At 31.6% G+C, this 15003-nt stretch carries 13 protein-coding genes; 11 read left to right on the top strand and 2 right to left on the bottom strand.

Annotated elements, in window-relative coordinates:
• Nucleotides 1–8: 8 nt before the first annotated feature.
• A complete protein-coding gene (locus WAF17_RS10155; RefSeq protein WP_338769584.1) occupies nt 9–809 on the top strand; it encodes a hypothetical protein in 801 nt (266 codons plus the stop codon).
• Between the two features lie 18 nt (nt 810–827).
• Here WAF17_RS10155 and WAF17_RS10150 read toward each other — a convergent pair whose 3' ends face one another.
• Nucleotides 828–1868 (bottom strand): DUF1838 domain-containing protein, encoded by a 1041-nt coding sequence (locus WAF17_RS10150; protein ID WP_338769582.1) that lies wholly within the window; start codon nt 1866–1868, stop codon nt 828–830.
• Nucleotides 1869–1976: 108 nt separating this feature from the next.
• Here WAF17_RS10150 and WAF17_RS10145 point away from each other — a divergent pair, with 108 nt between their 5' ends.
• The 3 genes from WAF17_RS10145 (at nt 1977) to ileS (ending at nt 6552) form a co-directional block, all read left to right on the top strand.
• Nucleotides 1977–2411 (top strand): RimK/LysX family protein, encoded by a 435-nt coding sequence (locus WAF17_RS10145; RefSeq protein WP_338769579.1) that lies wholly within the window; start codon nt 1977–1979, stop codon nt 2409–2411.
• Between the two features lie 200 nt (nt 2412–2611).
• Nucleotides 2612–2992, top strand: coding sequence for a GxxExxY protein (locus tag WAF17_RS10140; RefSeq protein ID WP_338769576.1), 381 nt, complete (start codon nt 2612–2614; stop codon nt 2990–2992).
• 191 nt (nt 2993–3183) lie between these two features.
• Nucleotides 3184–6552: an isoleucine--tRNA ligase gene (gene ileS, locus WAF17_RS10135; protein ID WP_338769574.1), complete on the top strand. Its 3369-nt coding sequence runs from the start codon at nt 3184–3186 to the stop codon at nt 6550–6552.
• 90 nt (nt 6553–6642) lie between these two features.
• Here the strand turns inward: ileS and WAF17_RS10130 are convergent, their stop codons facing one another.
• Entirely contained in the window at nt 6643–7392 is a 750-nt protein-coding gene (locus tag WAF17_RS10130) for an ankyrin repeat domain-containing protein (RefSeq protein WP_338769571.1), read from the bottom strand.
• A gap of 176 nt (nt 7393–7568) precedes the next feature.
• Here WAF17_RS10130 and WAF17_RS10125 point away from each other — a divergent pair, with 176 nt between their 5' ends.
• The 7 genes from WAF17_RS10125 to WAF17_RS10095 all read left to right on the top strand — a co-directional run bounded on the left by WAF17_RS10125 (nt 7569) and on the right by WAF17_RS10095 (nt 14999).
• Nucleotides 7569–8354, top strand: coding sequence for an AraC family transcriptional regulator (locus WAF17_RS10125; protein WP_338769568.1), 786 nt, complete (start codon nt 7569–7571; stop codon nt 8352–8354).
• Nucleotides 8355–8437: 83 nt separating this feature from the next.
• Nucleotides 8438–9958: a S41 family peptidase gene (locus tag WAF17_RS10120; RefSeq protein WP_338769565.1), complete on the top strand. Its 1521-nt coding sequence runs from the start codon at nt 8438–8440 to the stop codon at nt 9956–9958.
• Nucleotides 9959–10029: 71 nt separating this feature from the next.
• Nucleotides 10030–11184, top strand: a complete 1155-nt coding sequence (locus tag WAF17_RS10115) for a tetratricopeptide repeat protein (protein WP_338769562.1) — start codon at nt 10030–10032, stop codon at nt 11182–11184.
• On the top strand, nt 11181–11630 hold the full coding sequence (locus WAF17_RS10110; RefSeq protein WP_338769559.1) for a hypothetical protein: 450 nt from the start codon (nt 11181–11183) through the stop codon (nt 11628–11630). The genes WAF17_RS10115 and WAF17_RS10110 overlap by 4 nt, the downstream gene beginning before the upstream one ends.
• 177 nt (nt 11631–11807) lie before the next feature.
• On the top strand, nt 11808–13019 hold the full coding sequence (locus tag WAF17_RS10105) for a BamA/TamA family outer membrane protein (RefSeq protein ID WP_338769557.1): 1212 nt from the start codon (nt 11808–11810) through the stop codon (nt 13017–13019).
• Nucleotides 13020–13068: 49 nt separating this feature from the next.
• Entirely contained in the window at nt 13069–13773 is a 705-nt protein-coding gene (locus tag WAF17_RS10100; protein ID WP_338769556.1) for a hypothetical protein, read from the top strand.
• Between the two features lie 35 nt (nt 13774–13808).
• Nucleotides 13809–14999 (top strand): hypothetical protein, encoded by a 1191-nt coding sequence (locus tag WAF17_RS10095; RefSeq protein WP_338769555.1) that lies wholly within the window; start codon nt 13809–13811, stop codon nt 14997–14999.
• Nucleotides 15000–15003: the final 4 nt, after the last annotated feature.

Genomic DNA, 15003 nt, shown 5'->3' with positions numbered 1-15003 from the left:
TTCTCACAATGAAAAATACTTTTTTACTTCTGACTTTACTCTTATCTGCTTGTTCGCCTACAAAAAAAACAATTGAGCAAGATGGTACAACAAATTTAGATTCTATTCAAACTGAAATTATCGAAACAAAGGTAGTAGAAACAGAGCCAAAAGAAGAACATTTGATTTATTGGTATATTTATTCAAATGGAGATAATAAAGAACCTTCGGATTCTCTAGGTTGGTATAGGTCAGATTATGAAAAGTCATTAGCTCTCTACAATGATGTTGATAATCTTTCAAAAACTGTACACAACATAGGACTTCACGTTTCTATTTTTAAATTGGAAAATGAAAAATTTGCTCTTTTAGCAGATAATTCAAAAATAGGTATTTATAAATTTACAGAAAATAAATATCAAAAAATTCATTCTGTAACTTATCTTGTAGGGTTTTCTAGCATTAATCTAAATAAAATTGATATAAATAGCGATAATTACAAAGATGCTTTTGTAGAAATTTCAAGTGGTGGTTCTTACGGAAATGGCTATCTATTTTTATTTTATAATCCTGTTACAAAATCACTTGAATATGATAATGAAACTGAATTGAGAAATGTGAAATTAAATATTAAAAAGCAAGAAGTCTTTTGTTCTTATAAAGTAATAAGCAAATTATACAAAATTGAAAAATTTAGTTTTAGGGTAATAGAAGAAGCTGAATATTTAAAGTTCAATAGTGATAAACAAGAATTAGAGAATAAAAAAGAAATTACCAAATATGATAAAGAAGGGAAAATAATAAGTATAGATACAGTTTGTGTTGAGTAACTGATATTTTTCCAATTCCTATTTTCCAACACCCATTTCCTCTCCCCTTCTCACTTTCTTAAAATACGACCAACTTGTTTCATTCGGCTGAGAATATTCCGTAGGTGCATGTTCGAAAACTGGCTGTTTTGCTCTTACATAATCCTTTACATCTTGTGGTAAGCCTTCAAAGCCTTCCAAAATTTTATATCCTCTACATTGATACACTAAATATCCTTGTCTATCGCTCATATTCATAAATGGAAGCCATTGTCCGATACGTGTCCACGAAATAGTGGCAGGAATATCAGTTAGCATTGGATTTTCTAAATCATCTTTCTTTACAAAAAACTGGAAAAGTTCTGCTCCTTGATACAAATCACTCTGCACATTATTTGGAAATTCTTTGCGAGTAATAAGTGATGGATAAGTCAGAAAAATATCTGCATAAAAACAAACCATATCTTGTCCTAACTCACTATAAGGAATACCATAAACGCTACTTTCTTTTGGCTTTTGGTCGTAATTTTCTTTTATATTAAAAGGAAAACGCTGATTTACAGGGTTGTTCCAAACGTGAATAACTTCTACGGAATCATTTTTTTCATCTAAAAGAGGGTTTTTCATTTTCTCTAAAATTTCTCCTGTCTTTGGGTCTGTGTATAAAGCTACTTCTCTAGTCATAAGCTGTCTTGAAGAATCTGTTTTTATCCATCTTGATACGCTAAAGCCTTTCATTCCCATCAGTTTTTTACTGCGTTCTCCACTTATGAAAGAATAAATGCTTCCTTCCCAATAATAAATACTTTCTTCTGCCTGATTTGAAGTTTGTAAGCCTTCAATAGAGCTTCTAATTTTCATAAAAGCCTCAAAGTTCTGTTTGTTATCCTTTAAGTTTATTTCTGTAGTTGGGTCAGAATCTAATACTATTTCATCATCTGATTTGTCTTTTAAGCTATTCTTTATTCTATCTGATTCGCTATTCTGACTTATTTCGCTTTTCTTTGTTTGACAGCTAAAAAAAGAAATTGTAGTAATCAGGATTATAAATAAACTGTAAAGAAGTTTTTGCTTCAACATAATGGAGTTTTTTTAGTAATCAAATTCTTAGTTGATTTTTGTAAAGCTAAACAAATTAGTAAGTTTTAGATTAAAATAACGAGATTTTTCATAAAAAAATAGTACAAAATGGAAATTATTGGAAGAGTAGAATCAGTAGGTTTAACAGATTTGGGCGTTCCCGTAATAGATGCCAAAACAGATACAGGAGCTTATACTTCGTCTTTGCATTGTCATAATATTAGAGTAGTTGAAGAAGAAGAAAAACAGTTTTTGTGTTTCTCTATGTTAGACCCTACGCATGAAGATTATCAAGAAAAAGAATATCGCTTGGAGGAATTTTCTCAAAAAAAAGTGCGTAGCTCAAACGGTATCACACAAACTCGTTACAAAATTCGTACTCGCATACGTATAGGAAGAAGTGATTACAAGACAGATTTTACACTTACAGACCGAAAAAGTATGCGCTATCCAATTCTACTAGGTAGAAAGCTATTAAGCAAACGCTTTTTGGTAGATTGTTCGCAAACTTATATGTTGCCTCTTCCTAAGAAAAAGAAGTAGAGTGAGGTTGTAGAAAGTATGATAGGTTATTTTGTTGTTGCTGTGTCAAAACACCAACAATGGTAAGGAAAATTAGTAATTTTATGATTTTTAATTAAGAAAACACTTTTTTAGTATTGGTTAAAGATTGGTAGGATTAACAGGATTTGAAAATACAGATAAATTCCAATTCTAAAGCAACGTTTAAATCTAGTTTGAATATGGAAAATCAAAAATACATTGAGCTAACAGAAAAAATAATAAAAGGATATTATACAGTATATAATAAGTTAGGGTATGGTTTTTTGGAAAATGTATATGAAAAAGCATTATCTATTGAGCTTACAAGAATGGGACTACACGCAAAAACGCAAGTTCCTATCAAAGTATATTATGATGATTTTGAAGTAGGACTTTATTTTGCCGATATTTTAGTAAATGATGTTGTAATCTTAGAGCTAAAAGCTGTTCAAAATATATCTTCCGTACACGAAGCTCAACTATACAATTATCTCAAAGCAACAGGAATCGAAGTTGGTTTATTATTAAATTTTGGATTAGAACCAAAAATTAGAAGAAGAACACTATTAGAAAAGAAATAAATATGATTTACTGCATTTACATTAATCTGTATTTTCAAATCCTATTAATCCTATTAATCCTACGAATCCCTAGCTAATCCTATTTAAAAAATCTCCCCCTAGCTCACTATCTTTTTAATTTACAATTTCTTACCTTTGTGAAATTGATTAAAATTGAATAGCCATTTACTGGAATTGAATATATAAAAAAAATGAAATATACCGAACCAAAAAATATAAGTTACGCAGGTGTAGCAAAAGATGTTCTCCATTTTTGGAATGAGAACAAGATTTTTGAGGCTTCTGTCCAAAATAGAGAGGGCAAACCTACTTTTACGTTCTTTGAAGGACCTCCTTCTGCCAACGGAAAACCAGGGATTCACCACGTAATGGCTCGTACAATTAAGGATATTTTTTGTCGTTACCAAACGCTGAAAGGCTTTCAAGTGAAGCGTAAAGGAGGGTGGGATACGCACGGTCTGCCTATTGAATTACAGGTAGAAAAAGAATTAGGAATTACAAAAGAAGACATAGGTAAAAGTATTTCTATTGAAGATTATAATCAAAAATGTAGAGAGGCTGTAATGCGTTACAAAGAACTTTGGGACGATATTACAACTAAAATGGGCTATTGGGTAGATTTGGGCAATCCATATATTACTTTTGATAGAAAGTATATGGAAACGCTTTGGTATCTCTTAAAGCAATTCCACGAAAAAGGACTTTTATACAAAGGATATAGCATTCAGCCGTATTCTCCTGCTGCTGGTACAGGACTTTCTTCACACGAACTCAATCAACCAGGGTGTTATCGTGAAGTGAAAGACTTATCTATGACAGCGCAGTTTAAGGTAAAAGGAACAGCAAATGATTTTCTTTTAGCTTGGACAACAACACCTTGGACGCTTCCTTCAAACTCTGCTTTGGCAGTTGGAAAAAATATAGAATACGTAAAAGTAGAAACACATAATCAATACACAAAGCAGCCAATAAATGTATACGTAGCAAAGGCATTGCTTACTAAAGTATTTGACCCTAAAAAATACGTCGACCACGCTATTTTTGATGAAGAAAAACATCCAAATCAACACCCTTACACTATTTTAGAACAGTGTAAAGGAGAGAAATTAGAAGGCTTAGAGTATGAGCAGCTTATGCCTTATGTAAAGCCAGACGAAACAAATGGTACAGCTTTTAGAGTAATTTTAGGAGATTTTGTAAGTACAGAAGATGGTACTGGTATCGTTCATATCTCGCCTACTTTTGGTGCTGATGATGCTCGTGTTGCCAAATTAGCAAATATTCCTGCTATTTTGGTTTCTGATGAGAACGGAAACCCAATGCCACTTGTAGATAAGAGAGGGCGTTTTGTAAAAGAAGTTACTGATTTTGCTGGTGAAGCTGTAAAAGAAGAATACGAACCGAAAGAAGTAACAAGCGCAGAAGGCTACGAAAGTGTAGATTTGCGTATTGCTGTTAAGCTCAAAAAATCTAACCGTGCCTTTAAAGTAGAGAAATACGAACATAATTATCCTCATTGTTGGCGTACAGATAAGCCTATTTTATATTATCCTTTGGATTCTTGGTTTATCAAAACGACAGACTACAAGGAAAGAATGGTAGAGCTAAACAAAACGATAAACTGGAAACCTGCAAGTACAGGCGAAGGGCGTTTTGGCAACTGGCTTGAAAACCTTGTAGATTGGAACTTGTCTCGTTCTCGTTATTGGGGAACTCCTCTTCCAATTTGGAGAAATGAAGAAGGAACAGAAGAAGTTTGTATTGGTTCTATCAAAGACCTTTTGGCAGGAATACAAGAAGCAAACGACTCAAAGGTATTAAGTGTAGAGGAAGTAAAAGCAAACCGTACTTTCTTAGAAGAATTTATGGCAAACCGTGCAGATCTTCACCGTCCGTATGTGGATAATATCACGCTTGTAAAAGGCAAAACAAAACTCACTAGAGAGTTAGACTTGATTGATGTTTGGTTTGATTCGGGAGCGATGCCGTATGCACAATGGCACTATCCGTTTGAGCAAAATGAAATCTTTGAAAAGTCTTTCCCTGCTGATTTTATTGCAGAAGGAGTAGACCAAACTCGTGGCTGGTTCTTTACCCTTCACGCTATCGGAACGATGCTCTTCGATTCTGTTGCCTATAAAAATGTAATTTCGAACGGACTTGTTTTAGATAAAAATGGCAGTAAAATGTCTAAGAGATTAGGAAATACAGTCAATCCATTCGAAACACTAGAAAAATTTGGCGCAGACCCAACTCGTTGGTATTTGATTGAAAACTCTAATCCTTGGGATAGTTTAAGGTTCAATCAAGATGGAATTACAGAGATTCAGCGCAAGTTTTTCAATACACTTCAAAACACGTATTCATTCTTTGCTTTGTATGCAAATTTAGATGATTTTGATTTTGATGAAAATAATCTAATTCCAATTTCAAAACGTCCAGAAAGCGACCGTTGGGTTATCTCAAAACTGCACTCTCTAATAGCTGAAGTAGATGCAGCCTTTGCAGAATATGAGCCTACCAAGGCAGCTCGTGCGATGTCAAAATTTGTTACGGCAGACCTTTCAAACTGGTATGTTCGTCTGAATAGAAAACGTTTTTGGAAAGCTGAATTAGTAGAAGACAAAATTGCAGCGTATCAAACACTTCATACGTGTTTGGAAACGATTGCAGTTCTCGCTTCTCCGATTGCGCCTTTTTATTCTGATTTTGTGTATCGCAACTTGAAAAAAGCTGATAAGGATAATAAAACAGTTTCAGTTCATTTAGCAGATTTTCCTGTTTCTGATGAGAGTTTTATCAATAAAGATTTAGAAACTCAAATGGAACTCGCTCAACAGATTTCTTCAATGACACACGCATTGAGAAAGAAAAACCAGATGAGAGTTCGTCAGCCGTTACAAAAAATAATGGTGGCTGTGGCAAACGAAGAAACTCAAAATCATATCAAAGCTGTACAAGAACTGATTTTGTCAGAAGTAAATGTAAAAGAATTAGAGTTTTTAGCTCCTGATTCTGATAAACTTACCAAAACTATCAAGCCGAATTTCAAAAAATTAGGTGGACAGTATGGAAAAGCGATGCCGAAAATTGCAGCACAAGTAAAAGCAATGACACAATCTGATATTGCTACCTTAGAGCAAACAGGTGTGTTTACCTTAAATCTTGATGGCGAGGTTATTCCACTTTCTCCAGATGATGTAGAAATCGGAACAGAGGATATTGAAGGCTGGGTAGTGATGAGTGAAAACGGAATTACGGTAGCTCTTGATGTCAATCTTACAGATGAGTTACGCCAAGAAGGAGTTGCTAGAGATTTGGTAAACCGTATTCAGAACTTAAGAAAAGATGAAGGTTTGGATGTTCAAGACAAGATTTTATTGCAAGTGGAAAAAGGAAGTGAACTTTTGAACGGTGCTTTATCCAACTTCAAAAAGTATATTTGTGATGAAACACAAGCCTTAGAAATGGAAGTATTGGATTCGGTAAATGATTCAGTAGAATTAGAAACTGAAGAAACAAAAGTTAATTTAGCTATGAAAGTTCATCAGTTGAGTTAAGTTCAATTACAGTATCAAAATCAAGAGTTCCATTTCTATAAGAGATGGAACTTTTGTAGTTTTAGGAAGTAAGTGAGATTAAATAATTTTCTATTTTATATACTCCTCAATTATTTCAATCAAAACAGTATTCTTTGTCTTCAAAGCATAATCTAAAATTGATTTGCCTTTGTTATCAGCTTGATTAAAATCATATTCTAGCTGAATAAGTTTTTTTACTATGTCAATGTTTTCAGCCTCTATTGCATACATAAGCCCATTTTCGCCATCACAATCTAGATGTGTGTAATCTGCATTGTTATCAATCAAAATATTTAAAAGATTTTGATTTCCACTATAACAACAAAATAAAAACGCCGAACGGTTGCAACATTCTTCACAGTGTGCATTTACATCAGCATTATAATCCAAAAGAAGTTTAAGTATTTTTTCATTATTATCAAATATTGTCTGTTGCAGAGGACTTATTTTGCGATAAATATCAGATTTTGCACCATTCTTTATTAAAAGTTCTGAAATAGAATCATTTCTATAAAAAAGAAAAGAGGATATATTTAGAGGTGTAGAAAATGTATTGTTACTTTGAATATTTACATCTGCTCCTTTCTGAATTAGCCATTTAACAACAGATACTTTTTCTTGATAGGTGGCTATATGTAATAAGGTTTCTCCTCTACGATACTGTTTGTTTATATCTAAGCCATGATTTATCAGTTTTTCTAAAGAATCTATATCTTCGTTTACAATAAGATTTGTAACTTTTCTTTTTGATAAATTAATGTCTTGACTGTAAATAGAAAAACAGATAAAGTAGAATAATAGGCAAATAGTTGTTCTCATTTTATGATTTTATAAGTATGGTTATATTCGTTTTTTCTTAAAATTTATTTCATTCAAATTTAGAAATGATTATGTATCAAGATACGAAAAGGAAATAAAATAGTGTGAAAGAGAAGCAAATTTTTCTATAAGAAACAGAACTTTTGTAGTTTTAAGGGAGAATAAGACAATATAAAATGATGAGCATAAAGAAAACAAATAACCTAGATAATTTTGAAATATTATCAATCCATAATCAGAAAAAAGATTTTCCAAAACACTTTCATGAAACATTTTGTATTTCATTGATTGAACAAGGTGTAGAAGTGATTGATATAAATGATTCTATTTTATATAGTGAAAAAGGAAGTATTTCTGTTACCAATCCTTATGAAGTTCATGCGAATCCACTTCTGAATAAAGATATTCCTATTTCTTTTACCACTTTATATGTATCTCAAGATATAGTCAATCATTGTCTAAAAGAAAAGAATGTCAAGTTTGAAAATAGTCAATTATTTCAACCTTCATTGATACCTTTATTTTATGAAATCAAAAACTCATTAGATAGCAATAATTCAAACTTAATACAAAAAAATCTAGGTAATCTATTCAACTCATTAAAGAAATTATCTGATATTGATAATAGAAATATAACTACAAATGATTCTATAAAATGGAAGGAGATAGTATTATTCATAGAAAATAATTTAGAAGAAAAGTTATCTGTCGATGGACTAGCATATTTTATGAATATGGAAAAATTTGGTTTTGCTCGGCAGTTTCGTTCTAAATTTGGAATGTCGCCTATAAATTATGTCTTAATGAAGAAAGTATTTGCAGCAAAAAAGCAAATTAATTATCACTCTGAACTGACTGCTTTTGCATATCAATTTGGCTTTGCAGACCAAGCTCATTTTTCTAAAACTTTCAAACGATTTATAGGAATTGCTCCTAATGAGTACAGAAAAACTTTGAAATAGTCAAGATTGTACAAGTGTAGCTCATCCGTTCTACCGAAATTTGTGAATAGTAAATAAGTTCTCAAATTCAAACAACCAGAACCATGAAAAACATACTCCTCACTATTTTTACTTTCTTTCTATTATCTTTTTCTCTGTATGCTCAAAAAAGTATAGATGATTCATTTTCTCAAAAGAAAATGCAGAAAGATTTGAAGTTATTCAAAAATATTCGTGAAAAAGCGAATTCAGGGCTTTATAAATATCGAAGCAAAAACGAAATTGATAGCATATACAGATGGGCAGAAAGTCAAATAGAAAAATCCTCTACTTACCGAGATTTTTATAATATCATTTGGGAACTAACAGATTTTGAAGGAAGTCTTCATAATGGTCTGAATTTACCAGCAAAAATATATGCTTCTATTAAAGCAGAAAAAACAGGATATTTTCCTTTTCCTGTAAAGCTCATTGAAGGAAAACTCAGAATAAATATGAACTCTACAAAAATACCTTTAGGAGTAGAAATTATTTCAATAAATAATACTTCAATAAAAGATATTTTACCTAATTTACATAAATACTATACAACTGATGGTTTCAACAAAACTGGAAAAACGATTGGTATAAATGGACGCTTTAGCTACTATTATCGTCTTCACTATGGAAAACAAAAGCAATTTTTAGTTACTTACAAAACAGAAAAATCAAATGAGGTTCTAACTCAAACTATTCAAAGTGTAAGTTATGCAAAATATAAAAAAGACTTTATAGAGAAGCGTCATTCTTTACCCTATGATAGAAATTCTTATTTGTCAGAAGAGGAAGATAAACCTTATTCTTTTGAGATGCTAGAAAATGATATTGCCAAACTTACCATAAATACTTTTTCTATAGGTGGACATGCTAAAGACCCTATTCATATTCGTTATACTGAATTTTTGGATAGTGTATTTATATTATTAAAAGAAAAAGATGTGAAAAATTTAATTGTTGATGTAAGACATAATGGGGGAGGAACAGATCCAAATGATTTGGTGACTTATTCTTATCTTTCTTCAAGAAATTTTAGGGAAAACAAACAAGCTTGGGTGTCTTTTAATAAGATTCCATATTTGAGATACATAAAAGGAGTAGTACCATTTTATTTGAAGCCTATTGCTAAGATTGTTTATACAAAACAATTAAGGGAAGAGTTTCCTATTGAAAAAGAAGGCAAATATTATCAAGATTCTACTAGTGCTGACCATAAGGTTCGTACACCAAATAAAAATGCTTTTACGGGACAAGTATATTTGATGATTACTCCTAGAGTTGCTTCTGCTGGAAGTTTGTTTGCTGCTATGAGTGCATCAGAAAAAAATACTATTGTGGTAGGAGAAGAAACACAAGGAGGGTATTATGGACACAATGGACATACATCAGTAAGTTATACCTTACCAAAATCTAAATTAGAAACTTTTTTTTCTATTGTTAATTTAGAACAAGATGTTCCAAATAAAGAAAATCAACCTCTTGGAAGTGGAGTCAAACCAAATTATGAAGTAGTTCAGTCCTACGAGGACTTTATCAAAAATGAAGATACACAACTTAATTATGTATTAGAATTGATAAAGAATAAATAGAGTTGCTTGAAAGTTCCATTTCTATAAGAGATGGAACTTTTGTAGTTTTAAATCAAAAATAAATTTATTCTATGAAAAATATACTATTGTCTCTTTTCATAATAGGCTTTCTTTTTTGTTCTTGCAAAGAGGAAGTTAAGGAAGATTTACTAACAAAAGCTTGGGAAGAGATTAACAATAAAAACTATCAACAAGCTGAAGAATACTGCAATCAAATTTTAGCCAGTAGTGATACTTTACATGTAGACTCACTTAGAGAAATATATTTAGCTCGTCATTCTGCAAGAGTTATGCTGGATAAATGGCAGCTATGTTTAGAGGATTGTCAAAAAATGATAGAATTAGGAGATACTTCTATCGATACGAAGAATATGTTAGGACAAGCCCATTCCTTTCTAGGGAATTATGATGATGCCATACAAGTATATCAAAAATTAGCAAATATTGATTCTGAAAAATTTGAGCCTTATTTTCAAATAGGAGATGCTTATAGAATGAAAAGGGAGGTTGATAGTGCTTACAAGTATTTTACTATGTCAATAGAAAACAAACCCTTAAAAAACGCTCTTGCATACAACAGGCGAGGAAGATTGTATAGTGAAGATAAGCTATATAAGAAAGCAATAGTAGATTTTGATTCTGCAATCTCACAACTTGAAGGCTCAGAACACCAATGTTTGGCTTATACATTGCGAGGCGAAGTTTACTATCAGTTAGAAGAAATAGACAAGGCTCTAAGAGACTTCGATAATTCTATTGAACTATGTCAAGATTTAGTTTCCCCTTATTACCATAGAGGATTTATTTATGCACAACAAAACCAAAAAAACGAAGCATTAGAAAACTATAAGAAGGCTGTAGATTTGGACAGCACACGCTTAGATATATATTGGAATATGAGTAGAATATATAAAAAATTAGGCAACAAGCAAGAATTAATCTATTGTTACTCAGCGATATTGAAACAAGAACCTGCTAATTATAGTGCATTAGAACTAAGAGGTTTTATTTACTCACATTTAGGTGATTATGAAAGTGCTATTAAAGATTTTGATAAAATTATTAATGCAGATATTGAAGAAACAGATAAAGACCAAACCTATGAGTTACGTGGAATAGTTTATCTTAGGTTAGATAAAGATGAACAAGCCTGTAACGATTTTCATAAAGCTGTAAGTCTAGGAAATAAAGAGGCACAGAGAAGAATAAATTTAGTGTGTAAATGATGAACCAAAAAAATCAAATCATTGAGCTAATCAAAGCAGCCATTTCCTCTCCTCCAAATGAGTTTACTCGTTCTTTCTGTTATGATACAACAAATCAGACTTTTTTTGTGATTCATGCACTTGATTATTTTATGCTCAATGAAAATTTAGAAATAGATGTTTCGGCAGAAAGCTCTATGCCTACGGAAGCACAAAAAGAAATAGTAGGTTGGATACAAAGAATAGAAAAAAATGATGATTCTATTATCAGAATCCCACAAAAAGGAATTACAGACCAAGAGCTAAAACAGATAGAGTTTCAGAAGTTTATAGAAGAAAATGGTATTGATTTGAACTTGGCTAAATTACAGAAAGCAGAATCTAAAATATCCATATCATTCGATTTAGAAAACATAGAAACCTCAAAACCTTCAAAAATTAAAAAATGGTGGCAGTTTTGGAAGTAAAGCAATTGTTTCAAAATCATAATTAATTTTACCTTTTAAGGGGGTAGCTTCAACAAATTGCTAAAAAGTTTCGTCTTACAGTTAGATTTCTCTCCTAATGCAATCAAAAAATTTGTTAGGAAATCTATTTTTTTGCTTTTTTACTCTCCTTATCCTGTACTATTATATTTTAATTGAATGAAAATTTTTACTAACAAAGTCTTTATAGCCTTATTCCTGATAGTTTTACTCTCTATTTCTACTCAAAAGACAGCCAATGCTCAATCTGAGAACATACAAGATTCTACAAAAACAGAGACTGAAAATCATAAAAAAGAAACCTTTTTTGATAAAGTAATTGATTACGTAGAGTTTAGAAATAAAGCTGATAAGCTAGAGGATTCTACTCGTTTTCGTAGCAAATTCGTCATCTCTCCTATTATTTCTTATAAACCAGAAACAAATTGGGGTTTTGGAATTGGTGCAAAGTGGTTGTTCAAGTTTAAAAATGCCAGTAGCAAAACCCGTACTTCGAATATGCCAATTTCGGCACTTTATACGCTCCGAAAGCAGGTTGTCGTAAACTCTGGTTATACGGTTTTCTTCAATGATGAGAAATGGATACTCAAAGGAAACTTAGGATATTCTAAATTTCCACAACAGTATTATGGAATTGGTAATAAAAGCTCTTTAAAGAATGAAGAGTTATTTGAATATCAGACCCTTCTAATTAGTCCTCTCTTAATGAAAAGAGTAGTAGGCAAACTCTTTATTGGTGCAGGTATTCGTTACAACAATATTTGGGATATGGAGCTAGAAAAAGATGGATTACTGATTCAAGAACAACCTCTTGGGTTTAATGGTTCTGTTTCGGCTGGTATCGAACTGGCTGCTACATATGATTCTAGAGATAATGTACTGAATGCTTTGGATGGTTCTTTCTATGAATTTAGACACGCCTTCCATGGACAAGCTTTGGGAGGTGTACCCTTCCAAGTAACGAGAGTAGATTTACGACAGTATTTCAAACTTTCTCATCGCAACGACATTCTAGCTTTTCAAGGCTATGGATATTTTACTGATGGAAGTACACCTTTAGGAGAGTTAGCTCCTTTGGGTGGTAGTGATTTGATGCGTGGATATTACAAAGGTCGTTTTTTAGATAATAATATGATAGCTGCTCAAATGGAATATCGCTTTCCTATTTATGAGCCTATCGGAATGGTTTTGTTTGCTGGTGCAGGAGATGTTTATCATACCACTTCAGATTTGAGTTTTGATAATTTAAAAGTAGGTTATGGAGCTGGTTTGCGTCTCAAAATTGTAAAATCTGAAAACCTCAATATTCGTTTTGATGTAGCAAGAGGTGAGAAATGGAACTTTTATTTTGGCATTGCAGAGGCTTTTTGATTGTGTTTTTTAGCTATTTATACTCTTCTGATTACTCAAATTTCCACAAATGAAAATCTTCAAAATTTCTTCCTTCATATTTTTATTCTTTTCTGTTATCCTCTCTTCGTGCGTAATAGGAAATATGAACTCCTACCAAAAAAGGGACAGAAGAGTTAATGTAGATGAGTCAAATATTTATGATGAAAGTAAAGACATAAAACGTAGAAATTTATTTTTGAGAAATGGGGTTGTCAATCAAAATTTTTCAGAATTTGTACGCACTACCAAAAGTATTGAAAGTCCCTTTTTCATAGACGAGAATCTAAATTTGAGTTTATACTCTCGCCTTTTTATAGATACCTATAATTCTTATTTTGATATTACGAACGGAATAAATGAAACTATATTATTAGCACCAAAAAATAATAATAGACTTTATTTAATTGGAAAATTAGATAACATGCCAAACGGAATTACGGCTCTTTTATTTTATGCTTTTGAAGGAACAAATATTCAATTTACCAAACTCATTACTTTTGATGAACTAGGAAATCCGATAGCACACAAAAATGTACAATACCACATAAAAGGCTCTAAAGATAGACTAGCACAAGAAGGAAAAACAACATTTTATTATCATCCAGACAATACAATAAGATGTATCGACTATAAAGAAAGCAGTCAAGGAATGATACCAAAACTAGGAACAATCTATAAAATACAAGATAATGGAAGCATAAAAGAAATTGGAATACTAGAAATGGAAAATTAACTGACAAGTGAAAATTTACTATAACAAATGGAAAAATGAAAAATCTAGCTTTCTTATTTCTACTCTTAGTTTTGTGTACAGCCTGTAAGCAAAAAGAAGAAAAAACTCCAATTCCTCCAAACCAATGGCTTTCTCAAATCAAAAATGAAGAAGCCAAAAAACGAACTAATGATGTTCTTGAAAAAATATATATTTCTACGGCTTATTCGGTGGTTGAAAAGGATAGTCTTTCAAAATTTCAAGTACAAATTGCTAACTGTCAGACTCCACCTTCTGTCGAACATTTTGTCTATGTTTTTCGCTACCTAGAGAGTTACACAAATAATAGGTCAATGGGAGGTAGAAGCAATGCCTCAATGAAATATGTTTCTGATTTGTATCAAAAAGACCCTTTAGTCAGTAAAGCTGCATTAGGTAGTATGATGGACACAACAAAAATAGATTTTGGTAGATACCATAGTTTTTATAAAAATAAGATTCAATATTCTGTAAAAACAGAAAAACAACCATCAAAAGAACTTAAAAAAATAGAGCAAGAACTTATGTCTTACTTAAAAGTTTATCCTCGTTACAATAGCGATGAAAGGGCAGATTCAATAAATAAAATTTATGTTTTATTGAAAAAAGCACTTCAACAAGATAAGGCTTTTGAATATGGATTACCTAAGTTTGTAAAAGAGAATGGTATTTTAGCTTCGGAAAATCAAAAGTTTAGAGTGTATTCGTATAAGGTCAGTCACGGAAATTCTGCTAGTGCATATTCATATATTCATTATCGTGCTTCTGACAGTTCAAAAAGTATACTCAAATATTTAGAATATACAGAGGCAATACCAAAACTTGTTTTTCAGCTGGAGGAAAATAAATACGGAATATTTTACGATGATGGTACTGGAGGAATGGATTATCACGTTCTGCTACAAGTTTATGAAATGAAAAACAATGAAATCGCTTTATGTGAAGATTGTGTAGAAGGAGAAGATACAAAATACTACATAAAATCAAGTTGGGGAAGTACATTTCCTGTTTTTGATTCTATGAAAAATGAGATTACATTTAATTATAGGAAATTATATTATGGACACGTAAAAGAGATAGATTCTCAAGAGAAACAAGAAATCAGAAACCAAAAAAGAGGAAGTGGAGAAGTAATGTCAAGAATGACCTTAAAATGGAACGGACAACAATTTATTTCTATTCCTCTAAAATTATATTGTGAAGAATAAACTT

Origin of the sequence: Bernardetia sp. ABR2-2B (genome assembly GCF_037126435.1) — a bacterium.
In the GTDB taxonomy this organism is placed as follows: Bacteria; Bacteroidota; Bacteroidia; order Cytophagales; family Bernardetiaceae; genus Bernardetia.
Note: the sequence above shows the minus strand (reverse complement) of the source record. Positions and strands in the feature narration are given on the sequence as shown.

Bases quoted from the DNA above. Each gene is read 5' to 3' on its own strand.
- WAF17_RS10110 (WP_338769559.1), top strand. From the start codon at position 11,181: ATGATGAACCAAAAAAATCAAATCATTGAGCTAATCAAAGCAGCCATT.
- WAF17_RS10095 (WP_338769555.1), top strand. From the start codon at position 13,809: ATGAAAAATCTAGCTTTCTTATTTCTACTCTTAGTTTTGTGTACAGCC.
- ileS (WP_338769574.1), top strand. From the start codon at position 3,184: ATGAAATATACCGAACCAAAAAATATAAGTTACGCAGGTGTAGCAAAA.
- WAF17_RS10100 (WP_338769556.1), top strand. From the start codon at position 13,069: ATGAAAATCTTCAAAATTTCTTCCTTCATATTTTTATTCTTTTCTGTT.
- WAF17_RS10130 (WP_338769571.1), bottom strand. From the start codon at position 7,392: ATGAGAACAACTATTTGCCTATTATTCTACTTTATCTGTTTTTCTATT.
- WAF17_RS10155 (WP_338769584.1), top strand. From the start codon at position 9: ATGAAAAATACTTTTTTACTTCTGACTTTACTCTTATCTGCTTGTTCG.
- WAF17_RS10140 (WP_338769576.1), top strand. From the start codon at position 2,612: ATGGAAAATCAAAAATACATTGAGCTAACAGAAAAAATAATAAAAGGA.
- WAF17_RS10120 (WP_338769565.1), top strand. From the start codon at position 8,438: ATGAAAAACATACTCCTCACTATTTTTACTTTCTTTCTATTATCTTTT.
- WAF17_RS10150 (WP_338769582.1), bottom strand. From the start codon at position 1,868: ATGTTGAAGCAAAAACTTCTTTACAGTTTATTTATAATCCTGATTACT.
- WAF17_RS10125 (WP_338769568.1), top strand. From the start codon at position 7,569: ATGATGAGCATAAAGAAAACAAATAACCTAGATAATTTTGAAATATTA.
- WAF17_RS10105 (WP_338769557.1), top strand. From the start codon at position 11,808: ATGAAAATTTTTACTAACAAAGTCTTTATAGCCTTATTCCTGATAGTT.
- WAF17_RS10145 (WP_338769579.1), top strand. From the start codon at position 1,977: ATGGAAATTATTGGAAGAGTAGAATCAGTAGGTTTAACAGATTTGGGC.
- WAF17_RS10115 (WP_338769562.1), top strand. From the start codon at position 10,030: ATGAAAAATATACTATTGTCTCTTTTCATAATAGGCTTTCTTTTTTGT.